This window comes from Stappia sp. ABD4_338, from assembly GCF_056312175.1.
On the sequence record NZ_CM149982.1, the window covers coordinates 2,551,198 to 2,576,403 of the forward strand.

Below are 25,206 nucleotides of genomic sequence, written 5' to 3' on the forward strand. Positions count from 1 at the left end.
GGAGGGGCCGGTCGACTGCCTTGAAGTGCAATGGGAGGAACACATGCGCATTCACACGACCCTGCTTGCCGGCACGATGATCGCCGCCGGCGCCACTGCCTTCGCGGCCGCTCCGGCGGTTGCCGAAACCATCAAGATCGGTGCCCCGCTCTCGGTCACCGGCCCTGCGTCCTTCCTGGGCGATCCGGAAGCCAAGACGCTCGAGATCTACGTCAAGCAGATCAACGAGGCCGGAGGCGTGAACGGCAAGGACCTGGAACTCGTCGTCTATGACGACAGCGGTGACGCCAACAAGGCCCGCACCTTCGCCACCCGCCTGGTGGAAGACGACGGCGTGGTGGCCGTGGTCGGCGGTTCGACCACCGGCACCACCATGGCCATGATCCCGGTGTTCGAGGACGCCGGCATTCCCTTCATCTCGCTGGCTGGCGCCGTGGTCGTCATCGACCCGGTGAAGGAGTACACCTTCAAGACGCCGCACACCGACAAGATGGCATGCGAGAAGATCTTCGAGGACATGCAGGCCAAGGGCATCGCCAAGATCGGCATGATCTCCGGCACGGGCGGCTTCGGAAAGTCCATGCGACAGCAGTGCATGTCGGTGGTGGGCGACTACGGCATTGAGGTCGTGGCGGACGAATCCTATGGTCCCAAGGATTCCGACATGACGCCGCAGCTCACGAACATCAAGAACGCCGAAGGCATCCAGGCCGTGGCGAACCCGGGCTTCGGCCAGGGCCCGGCGATCGTGACGCGCAACTACCGCCAGCTCGGCATCGAGGTGCCGCTCTACCAGAGCCACGGCGTTGCCTCGAAGTCCTTCATCGATCTTGCCGGTGACGCGGCCGAAGGCGTGCGCCTGCCGGCGTCAGCGCTGCTCGTCGCCGACAAGCTGCCGGACGACGATCCGCAGAAGAAGGTCGTGGTCGACTACAAGACCACCTACGAGGAAGCCACCGGCCAGCCGGTGTCGACCTTCGGCGGTCATGCCTATGACGGCCTCATGATCCTGGTCGACGCCATCAAGCGCGCCGGTTCCGAGGAGCCCCAGGCGATCCGCGACGCGATCGAGGAGACCTCGGGCTTCATGGGCACCGCCGGTGTCGTCAACATGTCCGCCGACGATCACCTCGGCCTCGACCTGACGGCGTTCCGCATGCTCGAGATCAAGGGCGGCGACTGGACCCTCGCCGACTGAGCCTTTCCAACCGACGGCCCGCCGGCGTTCGCGCCGGCGGGATCCCGCTCCCCGGCCGCGTGCCGGAGCGCGGACGCGCGATCACCCTCACGCGATCACGGCACGACAGGAACGTTCAAGGCCCGAGCCCCATGCCCGAGTTGCTGCAATTCTGCATTTCCGGCCTGACGGTCGGCGCGGTCTACGCGCTGGTCGCCCTTGGCTTCACCATCATCTACAACGCCTCCGACGTGGTGAACTTCGCCCAGGGCGAGTTCGTCATGCTTGGCGGCATGACCACGGTCTTCGCCTCGGCCGCCGGCGTTCCGCTGCCGCTGGCGGCACTGATCGCGGTGGTCATCACCATGGGCGTCGGACTGCTGCTTCACCGGCTCGCCATCGAACCGGCACGCGGCGCCTCGCCCGTGACGCTGATCATCATCACCATCGGAGCCTCGATCTTTTTGCGGGGCGCGGCCCAGGTGGTGTTCGACAAGCAGTTCCACTCGCTGCCGGCCTTCTCCGGCGACACGCCGATCCGCTTCGCGGGTGCGTCGATCCTGCCGCAGAGCTTCTGGGTTCTCGGCGGAGCCGCAGTGATCGTGGTGGCCCTGTGGGCCTTCTTCAACCGCACCCTGCTGGGCAAGGCGGTGCTTGCAACCGCCGCGAACCGGCTTGCGGCACGGCTCGTGGGCATCAACACGTCCTTTGTCGTCGGCTTCTCCTTCGTGGTTTCGGCCGGAATCGGCGCCGTTGCGGGCATTCTCGTCACGCCGATCACGCTGACGAGCTACGACGTCGGGACGCTGCTGGCGCTGAAAGGCTTCGCGGCGGCGATGCTCGGTGGCATGGGCAACCCGCTCGGCGCGGTCGTCGGCGGCCTGACCGTCGGACTTCTCGAGGCGTTCGGCGCGGGCTACCTGTCGTCCACCTACAAGGATGCCATCGCCTTCATCGTCATCCTCGCGGTGCTGTTCTTCCTGCCCGGCGGCCTGTTCGGCCGGGCCAGCGTGGAGCGCGTGTGATGGGCGGCTCCCTCATGTCTCACCGCCTCGCGGTTCCGGTGCTGATCGCCCTCATCGTGGTGGCGCTCGCCTTCGTCCTTCCTTCCAACTTCTATCTCCGCGTCGCCGCGCTGGTGTGGATCTCCGCACTGACGGTCATCGGACTCAACCTGCTCATGGGTTATGCGGGGCAGGTCAGTCTCGGGCACGCGGGCTTCTTCGGCATCGGCGCCTATGCGGTCGCCGTGCTGCCCGCCCAGTTCGGCGTTCACCCGCTGCTTGCAGCCCTTGCCGGCGCGATCATCGCGGGCGCGGTCGCCTTCCTGGTCGGGCGGCCGATCCTCAGGCTGAAGGGCCACTACCTCGCCGTCGCGACACTCGGTTTCGGCATCCTCGTCGCCATGGCGATCTCCAACGAGGCCTGGCTCACGGGCGGCCCTGACGGCATGCCCGTTTCGCGCATGACGCTCTTCGGCTGGCGCGTGCGCGGTGCGGATACCTGGTACTGGATCTCCGGCGCGCTGCTGGTCATCGGTGCCTGGATCGCGGTCAATCTCGTTGCGAGTCCAACGGGCCGAGCACTCCGGGCCCTGCACGATTCGGAAGTCGCGGCACGCGTCGCAGGCATCGACGTGGCGCGCGCCAAGCTGACCGTCTTCGTCATTTCCGCCGTTTACGCCGCGGTGGGGGGCGCGACCCTTGCGCTGGTCAACGGCTTCGTGACCCCCGACAGCGCCAACTTCATGCACTCCATCGAACTGGTGACCATGGTGGTGCTCGGCGGCATGGGCTCGATCCTCGGGTCCCTCGCCGGAGCGGCCATTCTGGTCGTCCTGCCGCAGGTGCTCACAAGCTTCCACGACTATGAGCACATGCTGCTTGGCCTGTTGATGATGGTCATCATGATCGTGCTGCGCGCCGGCATCGTGCCGAGCCTCGCCGCACTCGTTTCGCGGAGGCGCCCATGACCGCTTCACCCGCCCCCCTCTCCCGGTCGGTGCAGGCAGCGCCCGCACGCCTCACGGTCGAGGATATCGGCATCTCCTTCGGTGGCGTGAAAGCCGTCGACGGAGTGTCCTTCACCGCCCGGACCGGCGAGGTGCTTTCCATTATCGGGCCGAACGGCGCCGGAAAGACCACGCTCTTCAACCTGGTCTCGGGTGTCTATCAGCCCAAGGCCGGCAAGGTGACCCTTGGCGATGAAGCCGTGACCGGCCTGTCGCCCGACCGGCTCGCCACGCGCGGGCTGTCGCGAACGTTCCAAAATTTGCAGGTCTTCTTCCGCATGACCGCGCGGGAAAACGTGATGGTCGGACGGCACCTGAAGGAGCGGCGCGGCCTTCTCTCCCACCTGCTCGCCCTGCCCTCGACGGGACGGCAGAACCGGGAGAGCGCGGAGGTCGCGGACCGCCTTCTCGCCCGTGTCGGGCTCTCGGACTATGCCGACACGCCGGCTGCGAGCATGCCCTACGGCGCGTTGAAGCGGCTCGAGATCGCCCGCGCGCTTGCCGCCGAGCCGGAGGTTCTCCTGCTCGACGAACCGGCGGCCGGTTGCAATGCCGTCGAAACCGAGGAGATCGAGAAGCTGGTGCGCGCCATTGCCGACGAGGGTGTCGCGATGGTGCTCGTCGAGCACGACATGAAGCTCGTGATGCGCATCTCGGACAAGATCCTGGTTCTCGACCAGGGCCGTATGCTGGCCGAGGGAACAGGCGAGCAAATCCGCACCAACCCGAAGGTCATCGAAGCCTATCTTGGAACCCACGGCACCCGGGAGGCGAACCTTGCCCTCGACTGATCCGCTTCTCGACGTTTCCGGCCTGCGCTCCGCCTACGGGCGCATCGAGGCGCTGCACGGCGTCTCCGTCTCGGTCCACGCGGGCGAAATCGTCGCTCTGGTGGGCGGCAACGGCGCCGGGAAGACCACGCTCCTGCGCTCCCTGTCCGGCGTGCAGCCCGTGACCGGCGGCGAGATCCGCTTCGAGGGACGCGACATCTCGCGCCTGTCGCCGCACGCACGCGTGGCGGCCGGCATCGCGCAGGTGCCGGAAGGCCGGCAGATCTTCGCCCCGCTCGCCATCGAGGACAATCTGCGTCTTGGCGCCTACCTGCGCAAGGACACGGAAATCGCCGACGATCTCGATCATGTCTACGATCTCTTCCCGGTCCTGAAGGAGCGCCGGCGCAACCCGGCCGGCGGCCTGTCCGGCGGGCAGCAGCAGATGCTCGCCATCGGCCGCGCGCTCATGAGCCGGCCGAAGCTGCTGCTTCTCGACGAGCCGTCCATGGGCCTCGCGCCCGTGCTCGTGGACCAGGTTTTCGAGATCGTGACGCGGCTGCGCGACGAGAACGGCGTGACGATCTTCCTCGTGGAGCAGAACGCCTTCGCGGCCCTGTCCATCGCCAATCGCGGCTATGTCATCGAGACGGGCGAGATCGCCATGGAAGGCGACGGCAAGGGGCTCCTCACCGACGAGCGCGTGCGCGAGGCCTACCTCGGCGTCTGAGACGAAACGGCGGCAGGAAGCGCCGATTCAGTCCGCGCTTTCCCGCCCCGTGTCCCGGGCCTCGCGTTCCTCGCGGGTCACGACCACCGCTCCCGCTTCCAGCGTGCGGTGAACAGGGCACTTGTCCGCGATCTCGAGAAGGCGCGCGCGCGTGGCCTCGTCCACGTCGCCCTCGATGGTGACCACCCTCTCGAAGCGGTCGATCCGCCCGCCGTTCTCTTTCCGCTCCTTCGAGCATTCCTCGCAGTCCCGGGCGTGAACCTTGCCGTGGGTCACGGTCACGGAAAACCGTGGCGCGTCGATGTCCTTGCGATCGGCGTACATGCGCAGGGTCATGACGGTGCAGGCACCGAGTGCCGCCGACAGAAGGTCATAGGGCGACGGGCCGCTGTCGAGGCCGCCGACGCTCTCCGGCTCATCGGCCAGGAACCGGTGCGCCCCGGAACGCACCATCGCCTGAAAGCTGCCGAGACCGGTTTCGGTCACGGTGACGCCGTCCTCCACCACGTCCGGCTGCCGCAGGCGCGCCTCGTCCAGATAGCGCCCGGCCCAGGCCGCGATCACCTGAGCCGCGTAGGCTGCATCGCGCGGATCGGACAACAGGTGATCGGCATCGTCCAGCGACACGAAGCTCTTGGGATGACGCGCGGCTACGAAGAGCCGCGTGGCGTCGTCGATGCCAACGACCTCGTCACGCGGGGCGTGAAGCACGAGGAGCGCCTTCTTCAGATGGCCGATGCGGTCGGAAAGCGTGTGCCCCTCCACATCGTCCAGAAACTGCCGCTCGATGGTGAACTCGCGTCCGGCCAGCGTGATCCGCGCGCGCCCGTCCTCGCGGATGGTGTCCAGGTCAGCCCCGAAATTCCTCACCACATGCTCCGCGTCCGCCGGAGCGCCGATGGTCGCCACCGCCACGGCCTCGGGAACGTCGTGGGCTGCGGCCAGGACCGCGGCACCACCCAGCGAATGGCCGATGAGGATCCTCGGCGCCTCGTAGTGCGCGCGCAGGAAATCGGCCGCCTTCACAAGATCGGCGATGTTCGAGGAAAAGTTCGTCGAGGCGAAATCGCCGCCCGATCCGCCAAGGCCTGTAAAATCGAAGCGCAGCACCGCGATGCCCGCTCCCGTCAGCGCCTCGGCGAGCCGCCGCGCCGCCGTGACGTCCTTGGAGCAGGTGAAGCAGTGGGCAAAGAGCGCATAGGCCCGCACCTCGCCGGCGGGAACGTCCAGCCGCGCGGCAAGCTCCGCGCCGTCGTGCCCCTTGAAGTTCAACCTGACCGGTTGCGCCATCCCTCGCCCCTCTCGTCCAGCCGTGCGGGCCTCACGTGGTTCGTCCTTTCGGCGCGAACGGACACGGCTCGGGGTCAGCCCCTTGGCGTGTCCGCGTCCGTTTCCGGCCCGCCGGAGGTCTCGCTTGCCAGAATGCGGTCGAGCTCCGCCTTTTCATCCGTGCTCAACCGGGCCTCGGGCGCGGCGGCGGCCACCTTTTCCCGACCGGCCCTTCCGCGCGCGTTGAACAGGAGCACCGCGCCGCCGATCAGCAGGACCGCGGGCGCCAGCCCCCAGAGCACGATGGTATGCAGGGACAGGCGCGGCTTGAGCAGGACGAACTCGCCATAACGATCGACAAGGAATGCAATCACCTCCTCGTCGCTGTCGCCCGCCTTGAGCCGCTCACGCACGAGAATGCGCAAATCCTTGGCAAGCGGCGCGTCGCTGTCGTCGATGGACTGGTTCTGGCAGACCATGCAGCGCAGGCCGGCGGACAGATCCCGGGCGCGTGCCTCCAGTTTCGGATCGTCGAGGATCTCGTCCGGCGCCACCGCCAACGCGGGCAGAGCCGTTGCCACGACGAGCGCCAGAACGGCGGCAAGCCGTCCAACGCACGAGGCCAGATTTGCAATCATGAGATCCAGCCGGGTCATTCGGCTGCCACCATGCGCCCGCGCGCGGGCTTGGGCGCGCCGACACGAAGCCGGCGATCGGCCAGTGACAGGGTGGCCCCCAGCGCCATGACCAGGCAGCCGATCCAGATCAGCGTCACGAGAGGTTTGTGGAAGGTGCGCACGTCCGCCGAACCGTCGCCATGGACCTCGCCGATGGAGATATACACCTGCGACAGACCGAAGGTGACGATACCGGCCTCGGTCGTCGGCATCCGCCGGGCGAGGTAGAGACGCTTGGCCGGATCGGCCTCGGCCACCTTCACCCCGCCACGGGAAATGTCGAAATGACCGACGTCATCGACGTAGTTGGGACCGGTGCGGCGCGCGAGCCCGCCGAAGGTCAGTTCGTATCCGCCGATCTCGAACTGCTCGCCCGGGTGCACCGTCAGCACCCGTTCTTCCTGCAGGGCGGTCACGGCAACGATGCCGAGCAGCGTCACGCCAATGCCCAGATGCCCGAGCGCGGTGCCCCAGGCCGAGCCTGGAAGGCCGACGAGGCGTGAAATGCCCCTGGACAGCCCCACGTCCGTGAAACGGGCCCGGGACACGATCTCGGAAATCGCACCGGCGATGACCCACACGGCGAGGCCGAAGCCGAGGGCGGCGAGAATGCTCTGCGTGCCCTGCATCCAGGCCACCACCAGGGTCGCCGCGACCGACAGGCCGAGCGCCGCGTAGAGGCGCTGGGAGACGCCGGCCAGATCACCGCGCTTCCACGCCAGAAGCGGACCGAACGGCATCGCCACCAGAAGCGGGATCATCAGCGGGCCGAACGTCAGATTGAAGAACGGCGGACCGACGGAGATCTTGTCGCCGCCAAGGGCCTCGAGGGCCAGCGGATAGAGCGTGCCGACGAAGACCGCCGCCGCCGCGACCGTCAGCAGCAGGTTGTTGAGAACGAGCGCGCCCTCCCGGCTGACCGGGGCGAACAGGCCTCCCTGCTTGAGCATCGGCGCCCGCCACGCGTAAAGCGCCAGGGACCCGCCGATGAAGACGACCAGGATGCCGAGGATGAACGTGCCGCGCAGGGGGTCCGTCGCAAAGGCGTGCACGCTGGTGAGCACGCCGGAACGCACCAGGAAGGTGCCAAGCAGCGAGAGGGAGAAGGTCAGGATGGCGAGCAGCACCGTCCAGACCTTCAGCGCGCCGCGCTTTTCCATCACGATGGCCGAATGCAGGAGCGCCGTGCCCGTCAGCCAGGGCATGAAGGAGGCGTTCTCGACCGGATCCCAGAACCAGTACCCGCCCCATCCGAGCTCGTAGTAGGCCCAGTAGGATCCCATGGCGATGCCAAGGGTCAGGAACATCCAGGCAAGCAGCGTCCAGGGGCGAACCCAGCGCGCCCAGGCGGCGTCGACGCGCCCGAGCAGCAGGGCCGCGATGGCGAAGGAAAAGACGATCGAGAACCCCACGTAGCCCACGTAGAGAAGCGGGGGATGGATCGCCAGACCGACGTCCTGCAGGATCGGATTGAGGTCCTGCCCCTCCATCGGTGCGGGCGAAACGCGCAGAAAGGGGTTGGACGTCGCCAGGATGAAGATGAGGAAGGCGGCCGTCACCCAGCCCTGCACACCCAGCGTGGCCGCACGCAACTCGGCGGGAATGTTGCGTCCGAACGCCGCGACCAATGCACCGAAAAGCACCAGGATCAGCACCCACAGGAGCACCGAGCCCTCGTGATTGCCCCATACGCCGGTGAGCTTGTAGAGCAGCGGCTTGGCGGAATGGGAGTTCTCGATGACGTTGAGAACCGAGAAGTCCGAGGTCATGTAGGCATGGGTCAGCGCGGCAAAGGCGATGCCCACGAACAGGAACATGACACCGGCGACGGGTGGCGCCACCGCCATCAGGCGCGTGTCGCGGGTCATGGCGCCCCACACGGGCACGACCGACTGCACCAGCGACAGGACGAGCGCCAGAATCAGTGCGAAATGGCCGATCTCGACGATCATTTGGGGCTTCCCTCCTTCGCCCGGACGACAGACTTCCGGGTCGTGCCGAACCCGGTCCGGCGGCTCAGTTCGTTTCCTGGCCCTGCCAGACGCCCTTGTCCTTCAGCGCGTCCGCGACTTCCTTGGGCATGTAGTTCTCGTCATGCTTGGCGAGCACCTTGTCGGCGTGAAACCAACCGTCCGGGCGCATCACGCCTTCCGCGACCACACCCTGCCCTTCCCGGAACAGGTCAGGCAACAGGCCGACGTAAACGACCTTGACGCTCTCCACCGTGTCCGTGACCTGAAAGCGCACTTCCGCATCGCGGCCGCGCTCCACCGTTCCCTCCTCGACCAGTCCGCCGAGGCGGATGCGCTGGCCATCGGGCAACTGCTTGCCCGCGATGTCGCTCGGGCTCTGGAAGAAGGCGATCTGGTCGTTGAGCGCGAACAGGATCAGGCCCAGCGCCACGGCAAGCACGCCGCCGGCGGCCGCGATCATGGTCATGCGCCTCTGTTTCCGGGTCATTTCGTCCTCACGTCACCATTCCGGTCGGGGGCGTTCCCCCGCTGCGGCAGCCCCCTGCCCCGATTTCCCCAACCCGCGTTCAAGAGCCCGCGCCCAGATCACGCGCCGCCGCATCGATGCGCGCGAGCCCTTCCGGGTCGTCCTTCAAGGCAAGGCGTGCCCGCTTTACGGCCGCGTCCAGACGCTGCGTGTCGCCAAGCACCGAAAGCGCCTGCATCAGCCGCAGCCACTCTTCGGGCGAGCCTCCCTCCTCCGCGAGACGGGTGTCGAGCTGGTCGACCATGCCACGGATCATCCGCGCGCGCCCGGCATCCGAAAGCCCGGCCGCCGCCTCGACATCCTCGCGGGTCGGTCCGGGCTGCGCGCTCGCGACCCGGGTTTCGACCCCAAGGCCGGCAAGCTGGCCACGCACGGCCTCGGCCCAGGGCTCGTCTCCCTTCGCTTCGGCAAGCAGTGCCTGCCATGCGTCGATGGCCTCGTCCTTGCGGTTTTCCTGCGTGAGCGCAAGCGCCAGGAAGAAGCGTGGCTTGACCGCTTCGGGGTCGAGCTTCACGGCCCGCTCGAAGGCGGCGCGCGCCTCGGCGCTCACGATGCCCTTGTTGGCGATGACCAGAGCCTCGCCCATGTCCGTCTCGCGCTCGGGCGAGGACCCGAGCAGGCGGATCGCGGAGGCATAGGCCGCAGCCGCATCCTCGGCGCGGCCCATGCGCATGTAGACCGGAGCAAGCACCGCCCAGCCGCGCCCGTCGGACGGGTTGCGCGAAAGCTGATGCTCGACGCGCGCCACCAGTTCCTCAAGCGAGCGCCCGGTCGCGGGTGCCTCGAGGCGCGCCTGCAGCGGCTGGTCGGGAAGATCGGGCGAGCCGGTGGCCAGATAGGCTCCCAGTGCAAGGGCTGGCACGCCGACAATCGCCACCAGTTGCACCGCGCGCAAGGGACCGGAGCCACTGGCCGAAACGGTGCCGGACGCGCCGCGCTCCGCCTCGCGGTTCGCGGCAAGCAGACGGCGGGCGATTTCCGTGCGCGCGGCCTCGGCGGCCTCGGGCGTCACCAGGCCACGCTCGAGATCGCGCTCCACCTCGCCAAGCTGGGCCTTGTAGACCTCCACGTCGTGAAGCGCGGCGGAGGCGGCGCGCCGTCGCGCGCGCATCAGGGGCACCAGCACGGCGAGCGCGGCAAGCGCGGTCAGCACGGCAAAGACGATCCATATGCTCATGGGGCATATAGACCGTGACTTTAGGGCTTTCGCAAGGAAAACCGGCGTGATTTCGACCGGTGTGACAGGGGGTCGCGCGTCGCGAAATCCCGTAAGGTGGAAGCCCTACGCGGGTGCCGGGATGCGGTCCTCGCAGACAGGGCCTACAGCGCGATCTTCTCCGCAAGTGGCGCATTGGCGGTCAACGCCGCCTTGCGGCTGCGACGGAGCTGGTCGGCGTAGTCCTTGCCGAAGTAGGCCTCGCACAACTCGATGGCTGCATCCACCGCCACCAGGTGCGCCTTGCGCGATTCTCCCCCCTTTGCCTCCGCGAGACCGGACAGGAGCGCACGCGTCTTGATCTCCAGCGACTGCTCCAGCGCCTGGCGGGTGCGCGCCGTGATCTCGTTGACGGCAAGGCTTTCGGCGAAGTCGCGCATCTTGATGACGAGCATGACACCGCGCAATCCCTCGGCCATCAGACCGGGTTCGAGCATGGGCTCCATGCCGTCGCGGGACTGCGGCACGCTCAGCAGCCGGCGGATATGGCCAAGCGTGGCTTCGAGCTCACGCGTGACGAGGCCGGACAGCATCCGCCGGGTCTGGGCGATGCGGCGCATCCAGTCGGGCTTGTCCGGAAGCTCGAACTGCCGGTCGAGCACCCGCACCAGACTGCAATAGGCGTTGAGAGCATCGGACAGGACGGAGGTCGGGCAGTCGCCGCAGGCGATCACGGCATAGCGTTCGGCCTCGGACAGCGCCATTTCGGCGAAGGCCGCATAGGGAGACGCCGCGATCTTCTTGATGGTCGTCGCACCGGCGAGCCCGCAGGCGAGAGACATCATGGACTCGGCCGCGTCCACCCGGCGCACGACCACCGCCGCGACCAGATGGGCCATGTCCGCGTGCCGGTCGGTCACCGACTTGATGCGTTTCAGCGACGGACTTCCGGCCTTGAAGTCCCATTCGGTCAGTCGTTCGGGCAGGCTTTCACGCAGACCGTCGAGCCAGCTTCGGGCGCGGAACGCGTCGAACACCGTCTCCAGGTCGCGCATGGCCCGCTCGCCGCCCACCAGCATGACGAGCTTCTGGCGGGCCCGGTCGTTCTCATGCGCATCGCCGATGAAGTTGCGCACGATGGGTTCGACCTCGTCGCGCAGGTCGTTGGCGAGGCGGGCGATATCGTCGGGATCGGTCTCGAGCCGCTGCGCGATCTCCATCGCCTCGCGAACCCGGTCGGGCGCGACATCGCGATGCAGCCAGCTCCAGATGAGGTCCAGGCTCGTGCGCTTGATGCGGCCCCGGTCCGGCCCGGGCAGGATCTCGTCGACGAGCAGGTCCTCCACGGGCGTGAAGAACAGCCGCTGCAACCAGTTGTCGCGCGGTTCGATCTCGGCCACGAGGCTGTCGGAGCGACGCACAACGCGCAGGCAGGCGTCGAGAATCAAATCCAGGTTGGGATCGTCCGAGCCACGGTCGCGCGCGGTCTCGAGGCTGCGCAGAAGGGTCTGCACGGCGCGCGGCGACAACTCGTCGAGGTAGCTTCTGATCTTGGCGGTCAGGAATCGCCTGTCCGTCATCTTTGTGAGCTCGGCTTCATCGGGCGTTTCGAACCCGATGACCTTGCCAGAAAACACTTAATCGAAGGTTGGCGGACGGCGCGTCCGCAGCCGCGCGAAGCCGCCAGCCGGATCAGACGATCGGCTGCCAGGCGCCTTCGGCCGAACGGCAGGCGGAACCGCGCATGGACCGCTCCCCGTTCCCCGCCTCGATGACGTGGGTGTAATCGCGGCAGACGATGTTGTTGACCTGATAGGCGGGGCCGGTGACGACCCGCCCCTGGCTGCCGCTGGAGCGGTTCTCCCAGCGCACGGTCGTGCCGGTGCGGTCCGCCGCCAACGCGTCGCGAAGGGCCGTCGCCGCCGCACGGCGATCGCCGGTGGACAGGTCCTTGCCCGCATCGGTGCGCAGGAGATCCGCCAGCACCACGTCGGCTTCCGACTGGGGCACCGCGCTTGAGCTGAACGCGCTGCCGAACAGGCTTCCCCCGACCACGACAGGTCCGGTGTCCACCGTTCCGCCGGTGCTGCACGCTCCCGCAAGCAGTGCCAGCCCGCAGGCAAGATTGCGACCGAGGCTCGTCATTCGCTTCATACCGCCAATACGTCCCGAAAGTTCAGGCGTTTCGCGTCCCCGCCCCCGGGCCGCCCGCCGATTTTTCCGCGAGGAGCAGCGCCATGCGCCACGCCACCCGCGAAGTCCGCAAGGGGATCCGGGTCCTTCGACCCTGCCATCGGTTCCCCCGTCCCTTGTAGCCGATCTCGCCACGGATTTGTGGCCGGATTGCGTCGGTTGTGCATCCCGGCCACACCTGTTGCAAGCCGGCACGTCAGCGCGCGCTTTCCTCGCTGACCTTGCCCGTCCAGGCCGTGCGGTCGAGGTCGAGATCGGGATAGTCGTCCGGGTTGAGCACCGGACGCTCGACGCCGGCGGCAAGCTGGCCACGGAAGTCGCGCAGCAGCCGCAGACACACCGGCAGCAGCATCATGATGGCGATCAGGTTGACCAGCGCCAGCAGGCCCATCAGCGGGTCGGAGAAGAAGAACACCGCCGTCGCCCCCGGCGCGGCGGCGCCGGCGAAGACGATCGCCATGACGACAATCCGGAACACGTTGATGGCGATGGGGTTTTCCGTCATCACCGCCAATGCGTTCTCGCCGAGATAGTAGTTGTAGATGATCGACGAGAAGGCGAAGAGCAGCAGGATGAAGGTGAGGAAATACTGCGTCCAGTCGCCCAGGTGCGAGGCCAGCGAAAGCTGGGTCAGCACCACGCCGTCGATGTTCTCAGCTCCCGGCTGGTAGACGTTGCCGAGCAGGATGATGAACGCCGTGCAGGTGCAGATCACCATCGTGTCGATGAAGACGGAGAACGACTGGGTGATGCCCTGGCTGATCGGATGACGCACGTCCGCCGTCGCCGCCACGTTGGGGGCCGAGCCGAGCCCGGCCTCGTTGGAAAACAGCCCGCGCCGCAGCCCCTGCGCCAGGGCGGCGCCCATGCCGCCACCGACCGCCTGTTCGAAGCCGAAGGCGTTGCGCACGATGGAGGCCAGAACGCCCGGGATCTCCGCAGCGTGCAGCACGATCACGACAATCGCCATGAGCAGATAGGCGGCGGCCATGACCGGCACCACCACATCGGCCGCCTTGGCGATACGGTGAATGCCGCCAAAGACGATGAAGCCGGCGACGATCGTCAGGCCAAGGCCCGACCAAAGGCGCGAAATGCCGAGGCTTTCCTCCGCTGCGCCGGCGACCGTGTTGCCCTGGAAGGCGTTGAACCCCAGACCGAAGGCCGCGATCAGGCACAGCGCGTAAAGCACGGCGAGCCAGCGGAAATCGGTGCCGAGCCCGTGAATGATCGAATAGGCGGGACCGCCGCGGAAGGTGCCGTCCTCCTCGCGCCGCTTGTAGAGCTGGGCGAGCGAACATTCCACGAGGCTGGTCGCCATGCCGAGCAGCGCCACCATCCACATCCAGAAGACCGCGCCCGGCCCGCCGAGCGTGATCGCCACGGCGACACCGGCGATGTTGCCACCGCCGACCCGTCCGCCGACGGACACCAGAAGCGCCGCGCGCGCGGAAATCGCATTCGGGTCGCCGGACTGGTTGCTCGACGACAGGACGCGGAACATGCGCTTGAAGTAGCGAAGCTGCACGAACCCGGTGAGCAGCGTGATGAACACGCCCAGCACGACGAGGATCGGGATAAGCGCCCATCCCCACGTGAGATCGCCGATGACGGCGAAGAAGCTCTCGATGAATTGCATGAAACGCCCCCCTTGCGTGTCAGAAGCCTGTCGCGTTGCCACCCGGAGGCGGCAGGACCGCGCCAAGGCCACGGCACGGCACATTGTTCAGAACGCGAGGATGGGCTTCCGGTTCCACACACACAAGACAAAGCCCGACAAAATGCCGCCTCCTCGCGACGTTCCCTTGCCGGAATCACGGGACAACCGCGAGCGGCCTAGGCACTTTCGACAGTTCGGAAGGATGCCCGTCAAAGGCAGGGCAAGGTCAGACGGGCCGCCAGACCGCCGTCCGAATCGCGGGCGAGCTTGAGGTCGCCGCCATAGAGTTTCGCGAGATCGACGACGATCGAAAGCCCCAGCCCGGTGCCGGGCACGGTCTCGTCGAGACGGCGACCGCGCTTGACCGCCTCGTCCATCTCATCGGGGGAGAGGCCAGGGCCATCATCCGTGACGGTCACCGTGAAGCGTGGCCCGCCCCGGTCACTTTCCATGCGGGCAACGCGCACATCGACGCTGGAGCGCGCCCACTTGCAGGCGTTGTCGAGCAGGTTTCCGGCCATTTCCTCCAGATCCTGCGCCTCGCCGCGAAAGCGGATGCCCTCGCCGCCCTCGAAGGCCACGTCGATGCCCCGGCCACGATGGATCTTGGCCATGGCCCGCACGAGACGGTCGAGCACCGGCTCCACATCGCTCGAGACACCGATCACCCGCCGCTGTGCCGCCATGCGGGCGCGTTCCAGATGGTGCTGGACCTGCGAGCGCATCAGTTCCGCCTGTTCGCTGACCTTGGCGGCGACCGGATCGTCGCGGCCGCGCAATTCGTTCAGGATCACGCTGAGCGGGGTCTTGAGCGCATGTGCGAGATTGCCGACATCGGTGCGCGCGCGCTCGACCACCTCGCGATTGGAGCGCACCAGCGCGTTGAGTTCCTGGGCGAGCGGGGCCAGTTCGGGGGGAAGGTCCTCGTCGACGGCCTCGGCGTCGCCACGACGCACGTCGGAAAGGGAGGCGCGCAACGCGACCAGCGGCTTCATGCCGATCCTCACCTGCAGCACGATCGCGCCGACCAGCCCCAGCCCCAGCACGATGAGCGTGAGCGCGACCTGCCCCGCGAAGTCGGCCTCGCGGGAGCGCAATTCGTCCGTGGCTCCGGCAACCGCGATACGGTAGGCGGCCGCCTCACCGAAGATGATGGTCCTTTGCACCACGCGCAGTTCCAGACCGCGCGGTCCGGTGATCGAGGATCGCATAACCGCCCCGGGAGCGGGCGCGGGCAGGTCGAGCTGGTCGCCGAAAAGGGAGGCGGAGGCGAAGACCACCTTGCCGGTCGTCTCGCGGGTGACCATCCAGTACCACCCCGAAGCAGGCAGGTCGAAGCGCGGTTCGCCGAGATTTCCCGGAGCGGCCGGCTCCTCGGGCGTTCCGCCGGCCATCTCGCCGATGATCGCCCGCAGGTAGACATCCAGCCGGGCGTCGAACTCGCGTTCCGCCGCCTCCCGGTACAACGCCACGAGAACGAGGGCCGCGGCCACCAAGGCCACGGTGGACCACACGGCGGCGACGATGACGAGCCGTCTGGACAAAGACCGTTTCGCCCGGCGGCGGACCGGCGCGGCCTCCTTCTCGTCCGTCTTGTCGCTGCTCACGCCTCGCTCTCGCCGAGCCGGTAGCCGAGACCGCGCACGGTCTCGATCAGGTCGCCGTCGAGCTTCTTGCGCAGGCGTCCCACGAAAACCTCGATGGTATTGGAATCACGGTCGAAGTCCTGATCGTACAGATGCTCGATCAGTTCCGTGCGCGAGACGATGCGCCCCTTGTGGTGCATGAGATAGGACAGCAGGCGGAACTCGTGCGAGGTGAGCTTCACCGAGGTCCCGTCCTGGGTCACCTTGCCGGCGCGAATGTCGAGGCGCAGGTCCCCAACCGAAATCTCGTTGCTGGCATGCCCGGCCGCGCGACGCAGCAGCGCGCGAATGCGGGCCACCACTTCCTCCATGTGGAAGGGCTTGGCCACGTAGTCGTCGGCGCCGGCGTCGATGCCGGCCACCTTGTCCGACCAGCGGTCGCGGGCGGTGAGGATAAGCACCGGCATGGCCCGCCCTTCGCGGCGCCAGCGCTCCAGCACGCTGAGCCCGTCCATCAGCGGCAGGCCGATGTCGAGCACCACCGCGTCATAGGGCTCCGTATCGCCGAGAAAATGTCCTTCCTCGCCATCAAAAGCGGTATCGACCACATAGCCCGCCTCGCCAAGCGCCTCCTTGAGCTGGCGGTTCAGGTCTGCATCGTCTTCGACAACAAGAAGTCGCATGGAATCATTCGGTCCTGAAATGAGGGGTTTACACCCCAGGGTATGGGTCCACACCCTAGCGCAGCACGCGTCCGCTGCGGGCATCGACCACCATGTTGGCGACACGCCCGCCGGTCAACACGGAGAGCACGTAGACGAGCCGTCCGCCTTCCCGACACAGGTCGGCGCGAACGATCTCTCCGGACACGGCTCCGGCAATGCTGCCGAGCGGTCTGGCCTCGCCGGAGCTCACGGCCGCGCGGGCCTCGCTCTGGCTGAGGCAGGCCGCCTCGGCTACAGTGGTCGCGGAGAAGGCAAGCGCCACGGCCAGACATCCGGCCGCAAGCCACCGCCCTCGCCGCTGCCGGCGACGTGCCCCGCTGGTGAATCGAATATGGTCCCTGCTCATGTGGGCCACACTAGCGCGCCCCGGCTGAATGGCACATGAATATGACGCTTATCCGCCGTTCTCCCGCGCGCCCGGCACGCGCCATGCCCGCGCCACCCCCTTCATGCCGTCGACGAGGAACAGCGAGGCCAGAATGGCTCCGGCCCAGTCGTCGAGCGGAGCGGGAAGCGCCGCCACGTTCCAGGAGCAGGCGAAGACGGAATCCGCCATCACGGCGCCCCACCACAGCCCCAGCGGCAACACGAACAGGAGCCGTCCCAGCCGGGCGGCGGAAAAAAAATGCTCCCCCTCGGCAACGAGCAGCGCACGGGCCTCCGCCCGGGCGGCGACCTCGGCACGGATCGCCTCGCGGGCAAGTCCGGCCGCCTCGCTCTCGCGCGCGCCCGTGTTCTTCAGCCGCGCCTCGGCCAGCCGCAGGAGCGCGGCCAGAAGCGGCCCCGCGAGGAAGGACAGGAGCGCGCTCATGACGGCTCCTTTCCAGGCGCCGCGCCGTTGCGCCAGCCGGCGGGTCCGCTCGTGACATGCCTCAGCACGATGTTGGCGATGTTGACCGCCACCACGATCCAGATGGCCATCTCGCGCGGCAGATGCGCCTGCCAGTCGACACCGGCCAGCATCGTCACGATTTCCAGCACGATGATGCTCGCCGCCGCGAGCGCGTTGAGCAAGAAGGTTCGCCAGCCCTGCATGAGCCACTCCTGTGTCGTTGGTTGGAAAATCCGGGTCCTCAGCGGTTGAGGAGCCGCTTCAGGAAGGCGACGAGCATCTTCAGAAGCCCCTCGGGCTCCGCTGCCTCGTCCAGGCCGCGCGTATCGAGCGCGGGCGGACGGCCGTCGCCGTAGTCGCCCGAACGCAGCAGGCGCGCCTCCTCCTCGCGCCGCCGCACCAGCCCCTTGAGCCTGCGGCCGCCGGCCGTGTTGTAGTTGGCGGCGAGAATGTCGGCGGCACGCGCCACGTCCCCCTCCTTCAAGGCGCGCGCCCAGCGCCAGGCGAGCGCACGCGGCCCCAGGTTGAAGACCGCCGAGCAGCAGGCATCATGCCGGTGCTGCGGCATGGGGCCGAGTTCGCGCGTGACGGCTGCGCCGTATTCCCGGTCGACCAGCTCGCAAAGAAGCGTTTCCGCCTCGGCACGGGAAATCCGGTCGCCGGGGGAGAGATCGCGACCGTGCCGGGCCTGCCATCTCTCGGCGAAGACCGCCGAGCGCATGGTGAAGCCGAAGCCGATGGTCAGCACGCCGACCGGGTCGCGATAGGCATGATCGACAAAGCCTTCGTGGCGGGCGATGAACGCCGCCCCCCTTTCGCTGAGCCGCATGGGTCTCTCCTCAAGGTGCCGTGAAATGACAGGAAGGTTCACAGGGCGAAGGTCGCCTCGCCGGCAAGACCCGCGCCCGCGATGGCCGAGATCTGGCGCATCCGCAGGCGCATGTGCGTTGACGGCGACCCGAAGGCGGCGAGCACCTCGCCCGCACTCACGACGAGCGCGGGCGTCTCCGTCTCGCGGGACAGCCGCACCTCGCCCTCCTCGTCCAGCAGTTCGGCGAGATAGGCCTCCCGCTCCTCGGAAAGCGGCACCTCGGTTTCCCGCCAGGCATCGCCGCCGATGCGGGTGCGGCGGATCCAGGTGAAGGCGAGATCGCCCGACGGCGGGCGCGAAAGCCGCAGGTGCACCGGCGCGAAAGGGATCAGCCCGCGCGCGCTCGCCACATGGTCGAGGTCAACTCGGGCGGGACTGTCGAGCGGCGCGCCGGCCGGCACCAGCGCATGGGTGAAGGCCGTGCCGATCTCGTCCAGCGCCAGCGGCAGGGGGACCAGACTCCGGTCAAGCACCACCATGCGGGATCCCGCCGGCGTTTCCCGGGCGGCAGCGGCCTCCGTTCCGCCCAGGCCGCGCAACAGCATGGTCAGATCGTAGCGGCGCGGTCCGGTCAGCTCCGCCCGCGCGAACTGGACGATCTCCAGCGTGCCTCCGGGCGCAAGAAGGCAGAGCGCGTTGGCGCCGGCCAGAACGTCCGCTTCTGTGGCGGACGACAGCGTGCCGCCGGAAATCTCCACCGAAAGCCGTCCGCCCCGGTCCCACACCGCCGCCGGACCGGCGGCAAGCGGCGCGGTCAGAGTGCCAAGGAGCGCCGGGCTTTCCACCAGCGCGAGGGCCGCGAGGCCTCCCCCTTCGCGCGCCCGGTAGATCTGGAACGCGCCCGGCCACGGACGTGCGAAGGCGGCAAGGCGGGGGCGTTCGGGCTCACCGATGCCGGGCAAGGGCGGCAGGTCGAGAAGGATCGCGTCCGGGGCACCCGTCGCCCCGGTTACCGCGCGCGGGCGTGCCCCGCCACCGGACATGCGCGCCGCGACCGGCACCGGCCGGCGCAGCAGGCGACCCGTGATACGGCGGGTCTCGCCGTCCTCGATCGCTTCGATACGGCAAAAGCGCTCCTCCTCACCGCCGATGCGCCCGTCGGCGAGAAGCCGCAACACATCGCCCGCCTCCAGTTCCAGCCGCCCGGCGGGAAGCTCGAAGCCGGCCTCCTCGCGCTCGTTCCAGCGCCTGAGCAGAAGCCGGTCCGCAAGCGTCGCCGCGAGGGAGGGGGCGAGGCTCGCCCCCAGGTCCAGCTCTTCCACCCGGTTGCCGGCGGAGTGAGACGAAAGGCGCGCGGCGGCGAGCGTGCGCCGGTGATCGCGCATGGTGTCCCGCACGGCGATGCGCACCTCGGCTGGAAGGTCGGCCTCCTGCGTCCGGCGGATCGAGACGGCGGCCTGTTCGGGCGCGGAAACGGCGATGGCATCCGCATCGAGATCGGCGACCGGTTCCGACCATGCGGGGCGAAGCGCGACCGCCGTTCCCCGGTCCACGGCGACAATGCCGTGCGCGGCAAGCAGGGGCTCCAGCACCGCACGCAGCGTGATTGGCCCGCCAAGAGCGATCCCGTCCAGCGTGCCACCAAGCTCCGCGCGCTCGAGCACGCCCTCGGGAAGGTCGAAGTCGCGGGCAAGCGCGTCAACGAGGCCGGCCAGCGAAACGCTGCCCAGCCGGCCGTTCAGCCAGTGCCCCCTGTGCCAGTTGGCCCCATCCGACCAAAGGTCCTCATGAGCGGGAAAGGCCGGAAACGGCCGCGCGTCCCACGCCCACAGATGGACGCGGCCCGGATCGAGCATCGGCCCGCCATAGACCGGCGAGACCGGGTTTTCCCCCTGCTCCAGATGCGGATGCTCGCCCGACCAGTATCCAAGCACCGCCTCCAGCGCGCGCCGCTGGACCAGATCGTCGCGCGCGCCGTCCGAAAAACGCGGAATGCGACTTTCAGCCGACTTCGCGTCCACGAAGACATTGGGCTCGTTGGCCCCGAACGTGACCGCCGGAACCCCGAGTTCGGTCAGCCAGACAGGCTTTGACGCCGGCACCCAGGGGCTTTGCGCCTCAAGCTCCGCCCCACCCACGCGTTCCACATGGACATTGCCCCACCATCCGGCGAGATCCTTGGCGCGGTAGACGAACGGCTTGGCATATGCGCCATCGGTGATCGGCGTGCGAAAACCCGCGCGCCGGTCCTCCTCGCTCGCGTAGTACCAGTCGAAATCCTCACCCCCGGCGACGGCCTCTGCCAGGGGAGCAAGCGCGTAGGGATTGGCGTTGCCGTCCGGATCGCCGTCCTCGCGCTGGTCGGCGAGCGGAAAATACGCGTCGATCCCCACCGCATCGATGGCCGGATCGGCCCACAGCGGATCGAGGGGAAAGCGCAACTCGCCCTCCCCGCGCTGATGCGCGCCATATTCGGACCAGTCGGCGGCATAGGTGAGCGCCGCGCCCGGCAACATCGCGCGCACCTCGCCCGCCAGTTGCCTCAGCCCCGCGACGAAGGGCGCGGCCGCCGTCTCATCATAAAGGCGCGTCAGCCCGCGCATCTCCGAGCCGAGGAGAAACGCGTCCACCCCACCGGCGGCCTCGGCAAGCCTTGCATGATGAAGGATGAAGCGGCGATAGCTCCACTCGGACGGGCCGGTGTAGAGAATTCTGGTCCCGAAGGTGACGAACTGCGCCGGCACCGCCGCGCCGAGGAATGAAACGACCTCCGCCGTCGCCGCTGCCGTTCCGTCGGGCGACCCGGGAACGCCCGGCGCACGCGATGCCGTGATGCGCCCGCGCCAGGGATAGGGCGGCTGGCCGGTCGCGCCCGAATACGGATCGACGAGGGTGTTGTCCGCCGGAACGTCCATCATGAGGAAGGGATAGAGCGCAACCTTGAGACCGCGCGCCTTGAGGTCGGCGATGGCGGCGAGCACGCTCTCGTCGGACGGTGTGCCGCCGTAGGCCGGGCGCCCCTCGTGGCGCGAGACCTCCCCGGCGCTGGAGACGTTCAGACCCGAGACGGCCCATTGCGCGCCGGCGGTCTGCCGGCCACGTGTTTCCACCTTCGGCCGGATCGTGCACGCCGAACAGTCGAGACTGTCGCCGAACCAGCCGACGACGAGCGCCACCTGTTCCAGGTTCGGGCACAGCGCCTGCAATTCGTCCATCGCGGCGGTGAAATTGCTGGCCGCATGGGAGACCTGCCGGTTCGCGGTCTCCGACACGCCCGGGCGCACAGTCCAGGTGACCGGGCGGGTGTGGTAGACGAACTCCCCCGCGCCCGGAATAACGGTCACCGCGCTCACCATTTCCTCCAGCGGCTCGACCGGGCGGATCACCTCGAAGGTGAGCTGCGGCAGGCGATCGCCGAACGCGGCCAGCGGCAGGCGCTCGAAAACGACATAGGCCGTGCCACGATAGGCGGGCGCATCGTCCTGGCGCGCGAGGATCAGCGGGTCGGGAAGCTGGTCGGCGGTGCCGTGGTGAATGCGCCAGGTGACGCCGTCGAGATCCATCGGCTTGCCATCCGCCCAGACCGCGCCGATGCGCGCCACAGGTCCTTCGGCCAGCGCCACGGCGAAGCTGGCGAAATAGGCATAGCTGCGTACGGTGGTGCCGCCGCCCCCGCCGCCCTTGCCGCCTGCGCTTTCCTCGCGCACCTCCTCCTCGAAGCGGGTCGCCCAGATGACCTGGCCGGCAAGGCGCACGCGTCCGTAGACCCGTGGCAGCGCGGCGCCTTCCGTCGAGGACTGGACGGAGAGGTCACCGAGCCGGTGCCCCTCCACGGTCCGGCTGCCGCCGAAGAGCCGCTGGTCGACGAGCGAACCCGCGATTGCGCCGGCGGCCTGACCGAAAATCGCGCCGAACCCGCCGAAAGCGGCCGCGCCGAGCGCCTTTCCGGCGGCGGCGAGGATCAGGGTTGCCATGGATCGATCCCGGGAAAGAGGAAGGCCGCCGCGATCCGGCGGCGCCAGGGCGCGATGAGCGGGCTTTCGGTGACCGACAGCCCCTCATAGGCATGAATGAAACTCGGGCAGCGCTCGGCGAAGACCGTTCCGAGAAGCCCCGCGTGCTTGACCGGCGCGCCGTCCCGCCAGCGGAAGAGCAGCAGGTCGCCCGGCCCGGCCCGCTCCGGGGCGACCTCGCGCATGTGCCGGCGCGCGGCGGAGAGCAGCGTCTCGCCGGCCCCGGCTTCGGCCCAGTCGCGGGTATAGGGCGGCAGGGGTTCGGGCTCGACGCCGTAAAGCGCGCGCCAGACGCCGCGCACCAAGCCCAGGCAATCGGCGCCCGCGCCCCTGCAGCTTGCCTGATGGCGATAGGGCGTGCCGATCCAGCCCCGCGCCTCGGCGAGAATGTCGTTTCGCGTGACCATGGAGTTCCTCTTCGAAGCCCGCCTCAGCCGACCAGCGCGCCGCCGTCGTTCTCGGCGGCCCCGCGGCTCGGGTAGGCAAGCGCGTGATCCGCGCCCGGCATGTGCGGGAAGCCCTGGAAGTTCAGCGCATTGGCGAATTTCGCCCGGCAGGTCGCAAACCGCTTGTCGCATCCCGCCGACAGGCGCAGCACCGTTTCCGCCACCGGAATGCCACCCAGCGGATCGCGCAGGGCAAGGCGGCGCATGTCCCGATCCTTGCGGTCCGAGACGATGTCGCCGACCGCCCCCGACAAGGGGCCCGAGAGCACCTCGAGCCGGCCGCCGGAGAACCATTCCGCCGGGTGGTCCGGCACGCCGTCCACGACAAGACGGTCGGCGGCGCCCGCCTCGACCACGCTCGCACTTGCCTGAAAGCCGCCAGCGACGAGATCGACCCGGCAGCGCACGTCGCCGAGCACGGCGTCACACAGGTGGGAGAAGACACGCCCCTGCGGCACGTCGAGCAGATGGGCGAGCCCGCGCAGTTCCGCGCGAAAGGCTGCCCCCGCCCGCGTGACCTCGCCGATGACCGCACGCCGTATCAGCACCCGGTGGGCCGGATCCTCCCAGTCCACCGCATGGATCTCGACCTCGGCGCCGTCCCAAAGCCCCGCCGCGAGGTCCGCCTCAGCGACCGCCTTGGAGGACAGGATACCGGCGGTCTCGGCGCTTCCCGAGGCGAACTCCGGCTCCAGCGTGGTGACACTGGTCTCCAGTCCCAGATCGGGGGCGAAGGTGACGCCATCGAAGGCAAGCGCGCGATCGTGATCCGTGAAGCCGATGACGGCCCCATCGCGGCGGGTCACCTTCCAGCAGGTCGCACTGGTCGCCGCCGGCGCGCCAAGACGCGCCAGCGTATCCGGATCGATTGTCTTCATGAAAACCTCCGCAAGGGGGCCGGCCTGCCCGTCAGGTAGCCGGATCGATCTCGATGAGCGGGATCGTCGGCACACGCCCGGCCTCGAAGTGGGTCAGGCTCATGTCGAGCCGGTCGGTGTCGAAGCGCACGGGAACGTCGAAGCGAAAGCCCGCCGTGACCGGAACACCCGGGCCGGGCGGCGCGGCCAGGGTCACGAGCCCGGTCGTCGCATCGAGCGAAAAGCCCGCCCCTTCATCCTGTTCCTCGCCGCCGACGGCAATGCGCACCGTTCCGGCCACGGGCTTGGTGATCTCGCGCATACGCCCCGCGCCGGCGGCACGAACGAGGCGGAAGGCCGTGCGTGTCCCGTCGCCCTCGCCGATTTCCCGGTCGAGCGGGGACACCTCCGCGCCGGGAGGGGCCGACGTGTTGTCGAAGGGGTCGCGGAAGCGGAACCCCGTGAGCCGTCCGCCCATGCGTTCGAAGAAGGCGGCGACGGCGGCGAGATCGGCCAGCGAGCGCACGCCCGTTCCCGCGTCATAGCGGCGGCGCGCCCGCGCCCAGCGCGCGTTTCGCGCCTCGGCGCCGGAGGCGAGCGTGACGACTTCCGTCCGCCACTCGGGACCTCCGCTGGCGCCGAAGGAAACGGAGAGCGGAAACCGCTCCTCGATGAAGCTTGCCGCCATGCGGGCCTCCAGAACAGGACATCGACAGGGAGAGGTGAAAAAGCGACGCGGGAGACGCGAAGACGCCGTCGGTTTGATTTCCCTCAAGGCGCGACGCTCCGGCCTCGCGCATGGTCGGGACAACAAACGGAGGACGCCAAGACATGAGCCATGTTCCGCACGAGCTTCACGAGGAATTCCCCGGGAAGGCGGACGCGCTGCACGCGCTGAAGACCAGCAATGCCCACTTCGCAAAGCTTGCAGACGAGTATCACGAGGTGAACCGCGAGATTCACCGCATCGAGACCGAGGTCGCCCCCGCTTCCGATGAGGCGCTGGAGGAGCTCAAGAAGACCCGGCTCCAGCTCAAGGACCAGATCGCGGCCATTCTCGCAGCCGACTGACCTGCTTCTCCGGCCCGCCGGAGACAGAAGCGCCGGTGCCTGAGCCCCTCCTCTTCAGGCCCGACGTCAGAGCCCGCGCCGTCCCCGTCCGACGGCGCGGGCTACCATCGTCGCGATCTGGGTTTCGGATCGGGCGAAACTTTCCGCATCCCTCGCCTGCACATTGAAGACGACCGCCGGAACACCCGCTTCGCCCGTGCCGCCTGCGGCAACGCCGAGCCGCCCGCGTGCATCGCGTGCCAGCGGCAGGATCGCTTCCGCCCCCGCCTCCCCCATCAGTCCCGTGCCGCCGCCAAGCGGAAAATAGCTCGGCGATGCCACGACGCCCCCCTTGGCGAAGGCCCTCACCGGCCCGCCGCCAAGACCTCCCGACAGACCGGATGCCAAACCGGTCGTCAGGCCGCCGACAAGCTGCGTGATCCCGCCGGCAATGCCCGCTTCCAGCGGGGCAAGCGCTGCCGAAAGCGCCCGGCTCGACAGCGACAGGGCGATCTGGCGAAACACCTGCTCCAGCGAGCGCCCGTCGACCAGCGCGCGTTTCAGGCCTCCCGAAAGGGAGGAGGAGACCGCCCGCGCACTCACGCCGACGCCGCGCATCAGCCGGTCCAGTTCGGCCGCCTCCGCGCGTGCGTCTCCCAATCCCTCAGCCAGTCCGCCGTCCAACCCCCCGTCCAGCCCGCCGGCCGTCTCACCACCGCGTTCATCCGCCATGCCTTGCATCTC

General features: G+C 68.5%; 25 protein-coding genes. 6 read left to right on the forward strand and 19 right to left on the reverse strand.

Going from position 1 to position 25,206, the window contains the following annotated elements:
* Positions 1–43: 43 nt before the first annotated feature.
* The 5 genes from ACYX4S_RS11500 (at position 44) to ACYX4S_RS11520 (ending at position 4,688) form a co-directional block, all read left to right on the forward strand.
* A complete protein-coding gene (locus ACYX4S_RS11500; RefSeq protein WP_422068328.1) occupies positions 44–1,198 on the forward strand; it encodes an ABC transporter substrate-binding protein in 1,155 nt (384 codons plus the stop codon).
* Positions 1,199–1,329: 131 nt separating this feature from the next.
* Complete coding sequence (locus tag ACYX4S_RS11505) at positions 1,330–2,202, forward strand: branched-chain amino acid ABC transporter permease (protein WP_293724213.1); 873 nt, start codon at positions 1,330–1,332, stop codon at positions 2,200–2,202.
* A complete protein-coding gene (locus tag ACYX4S_RS11510) occupies positions 2,202–3,149 on the forward strand; it encodes a branched-chain amino acid ABC transporter permease (protein WP_476360267.1) in 948 nt (315 codons plus the stop codon). Before ACYX4S_RS11505 ends, ACYX4S_RS11510 begins: the two co-directional genes overlap by 1 nt.
* Positions 3,146–3,979 carry an ABC transporter ATP-binding protein gene (locus ACYX4S_RS11515; protein ID WP_293724217.1) on the forward strand — a complete coding sequence of 278 codons (834 nt, stop codon included), beginning with the start codon at positions 3,146–3,148 and terminating at the stop codon, positions 3,977–3,979. Before ACYX4S_RS11510 ends, ACYX4S_RS11515 begins: the two co-directional genes overlap by 4 nt.
* A complete protein-coding gene (locus tag ACYX4S_RS11520; protein ID WP_422068325.1) occupies positions 3,966–4,688 on the forward strand; it encodes an ABC transporter ATP-binding protein in 723 nt (240 codons plus the stop codon). The genes ACYX4S_RS11515 and ACYX4S_RS11520 overlap by 14 nt, the downstream gene beginning before the upstream one ends.
* Positions 4,689–4,715: 27 nt before the next feature.
* On the opposite strand, the gene ACYX4S_RS11525 is transcribed toward ACYX4S_RS11520, so the two are convergent.
* The 18 genes from ACYX4S_RS11525 to ACYX4S_RS11610 form a co-directional block, all read right to left on the reverse strand.
* Entirely contained in the window at positions 4,716–5,978 is a 1,263-nt protein-coding gene (locus ACYX4S_RS11525) for a bifunctional alpha/beta hydrolase/OsmC family protein (protein WP_476360268.1), read from the reverse strand.
* Positions 5,979–6,052: 74 nt separating this feature from the next.
* Positions 6,053–6,613, reverse strand: a complete 561-nt coding sequence (locus ACYX4S_RS11530; RefSeq protein WP_476360269.1) for a cytochrome c-type biogenesis protein — start codon at positions 6,611–6,613, stop codon at positions 6,053–6,055.
* On the reverse strand, positions 6,610–8,586 hold the full coding sequence (locus tag ACYX4S_RS11535; RefSeq protein ID WP_476360270.1) for a heme lyase CcmF/NrfE family subunit: 1,977 nt from the start codon (positions 8,584–8,586) through the stop codon (positions 6,610–6,612). Before ACYX4S_RS11535 ends, ACYX4S_RS11530 begins: the two co-directional genes overlap by 4 nt.
* Positions 8,587–8,650: 64 nt before the next feature.
* A complete protein-coding gene (gene ccmE / locus ACYX4S_RS11540) occupies positions 8,651–9,094 on the reverse strand; it encodes a cytochrome c maturation protein CcmE (protein ID WP_293724225.1) in 444 nt (147 codons plus the stop codon).
* Positions 9,095–9,173: 79 nt separating this feature from the next.
* Complete coding sequence (ccmI, locus tag ACYX4S_RS11545) at positions 9,174–10,310, reverse strand: c-type cytochrome biogenesis protein CcmI (protein WP_476360271.1); 1,137 nt, start codon at positions 10,308–10,310, stop codon at positions 9,174–9,176.
* Between the two features lie 143 nt (positions 10,311–10,453).
* Positions 10,454–11,869, reverse strand: a complete 1,416-nt coding sequence (locus ACYX4S_RS11550; protein ID WP_476360272.1) for a hypothetical protein — start codon at positions 11,867–11,869, stop codon at positions 10,454–10,456.
* Positions 11,870–11,981: 112 nt separating this feature from the next.
* Positions 11,982–12,443: an RT0821/Lpp0805 family surface protein gene (locus tag ACYX4S_RS11555; protein WP_422068320.1), complete on the reverse strand. Its 462-nt coding sequence runs from the start codon at positions 12,441–12,443 to the stop codon at positions 11,982–11,984.
* 235 nt (positions 12,444–12,678) lie between these two features.
* On the reverse strand, positions 12,679–14,121 hold the full coding sequence (locus ACYX4S_RS11560) for an alanine/glycine:cation symporter family protein (RefSeq protein WP_476360273.1): 1,443 nt from the start codon (positions 14,119–14,121) through the stop codon (positions 12,679–12,681).
* A 230-nt stretch (positions 14,122–14,351) separates the two neighbouring features.
* Positions 14,352–15,749, reverse strand: a complete 1,398-nt coding sequence (locus ACYX4S_RS11565; RefSeq protein ID WP_476360274.1) for an ATP-binding protein — start codon at positions 15,747–15,749, stop codon at positions 14,352–14,354.
* Positions 15,746–16,411 carry a response regulator transcription factor gene (locus tag ACYX4S_RS11570; protein ID WP_476360275.1) on the reverse strand — a complete coding sequence of 222 codons (666 nt, stop codon included), beginning with the start codon at positions 16,409–16,411 and terminating at the stop codon, positions 15,746–15,748. Before ACYX4S_RS11570 ends, ACYX4S_RS11565 begins: the two co-directional genes overlap by 4 nt.
* Before the next feature lie 55 nt (positions 16,412–16,466).
* On the reverse strand, positions 16,467–16,715 hold the full coding sequence (locus tag ACYX4S_RS11575; protein WP_476360276.1) for a PepSY domain-containing protein: 249 nt from the start codon (positions 16,713–16,715) through the stop codon (positions 16,467–16,469).
* A gap of 132 nt (positions 16,716–16,847) precedes the next feature.
* Positions 16,848–17,264, reverse strand: coding sequence for a hypothetical protein (locus ACYX4S_RS11580; RefSeq protein WP_476360277.1), 417 nt, complete (start codon positions 17,262–17,264; stop codon positions 16,848–16,850).
* Positions 17,261–17,488, reverse strand: coding sequence for a hypothetical protein (locus ACYX4S_RS11585; RefSeq protein WP_476360278.1), 228 nt, complete (start codon positions 17,486–17,488; stop codon positions 17,261–17,263). The genes ACYX4S_RS11580 and ACYX4S_RS11585 overlap by 4 nt, the downstream gene beginning before the upstream one ends.
* Before the next feature lie 38 nt (positions 17,489–17,526).
* Positions 17,527–18,114: a lysozyme gene (locus tag ACYX4S_RS11590; RefSeq protein WP_476360279.1), complete on the reverse strand. Its 588-nt coding sequence runs from the start codon at positions 18,112–18,114 to the stop codon at positions 17,527–17,529.
* Between the two features lie 38 nt (positions 18,115–18,152).
* Positions 18,153–22,070, reverse strand: coding sequence for a baseplate multidomain protein megatron (locus ACYX4S_RS11595; RefSeq protein WP_476360280.1), 3,918 nt, complete (start codon positions 22,068–22,070; stop codon positions 18,153–18,155).
* The gene (locus tag ACYX4S_RS11600) at positions 22,058–22,516 is read right to left on the reverse strand and encodes an NlpC/P60 family protein (RefSeq protein WP_476360281.1); all 459 of its coding nucleotides are present in this window, start codon (positions 22,514–22,516) and stop codon (positions 22,058–22,060) included. The genes ACYX4S_RS11595 and ACYX4S_RS11600 overlap by 13 nt, the downstream gene beginning before the upstream one ends.
* Before the next feature lie 23 nt (positions 22,517–22,539).
* Positions 22,540–23,433 carry a DUF2163 domain-containing protein gene (locus tag ACYX4S_RS11605; protein WP_476360282.1) on the reverse strand — a complete coding sequence of 298 codons (894 nt, stop codon included), beginning with the start codon at positions 23,431–23,433 and terminating at the stop codon, positions 22,540–22,542.
* 31 nt (positions 23,434–23,464) lie between these two features.
* Positions 23,465–24,100, reverse strand: coding sequence for a phage distal tail protein, Rcc01695 family (locus ACYX4S_RS11610; RefSeq protein WP_476360283.1), 636 nt, complete (start codon positions 24,098–24,100; stop codon positions 23,465–23,467).
* A gap of 143 nt (positions 24,101–24,243) precedes the next feature.
* Between ACYX4S_RS11610 and ACYX4S_RS11615 the strand changes: the two genes are divergently transcribed.
* Positions 24,244–24,483 (forward strand): HP1242/YdcH family protein, encoded by a 240-nt coding sequence (locus tag ACYX4S_RS11615; RefSeq protein WP_476360284.1) that lies wholly within the window; start codon positions 24,244–24,246, stop codon positions 24,481–24,483.
* 66 nt (positions 24,484–24,549) lie between these two features.
* Here ACYX4S_RS11615 and ACYX4S_RS11620 read toward each other — a convergent pair whose 3' ends face one another.
* Positions 24,550–25,194 carry a phage tail tape measure protein gene (locus ACYX4S_RS11620; protein ID WP_476360285.1) on the reverse strand — a complete coding sequence of 215 codons (645 nt, stop codon included), beginning with the start codon at positions 25,192–25,194 and terminating at the stop codon, positions 24,550–24,552.
* Positions 25,195–25,206: the final 12 nt, after the last annotated feature.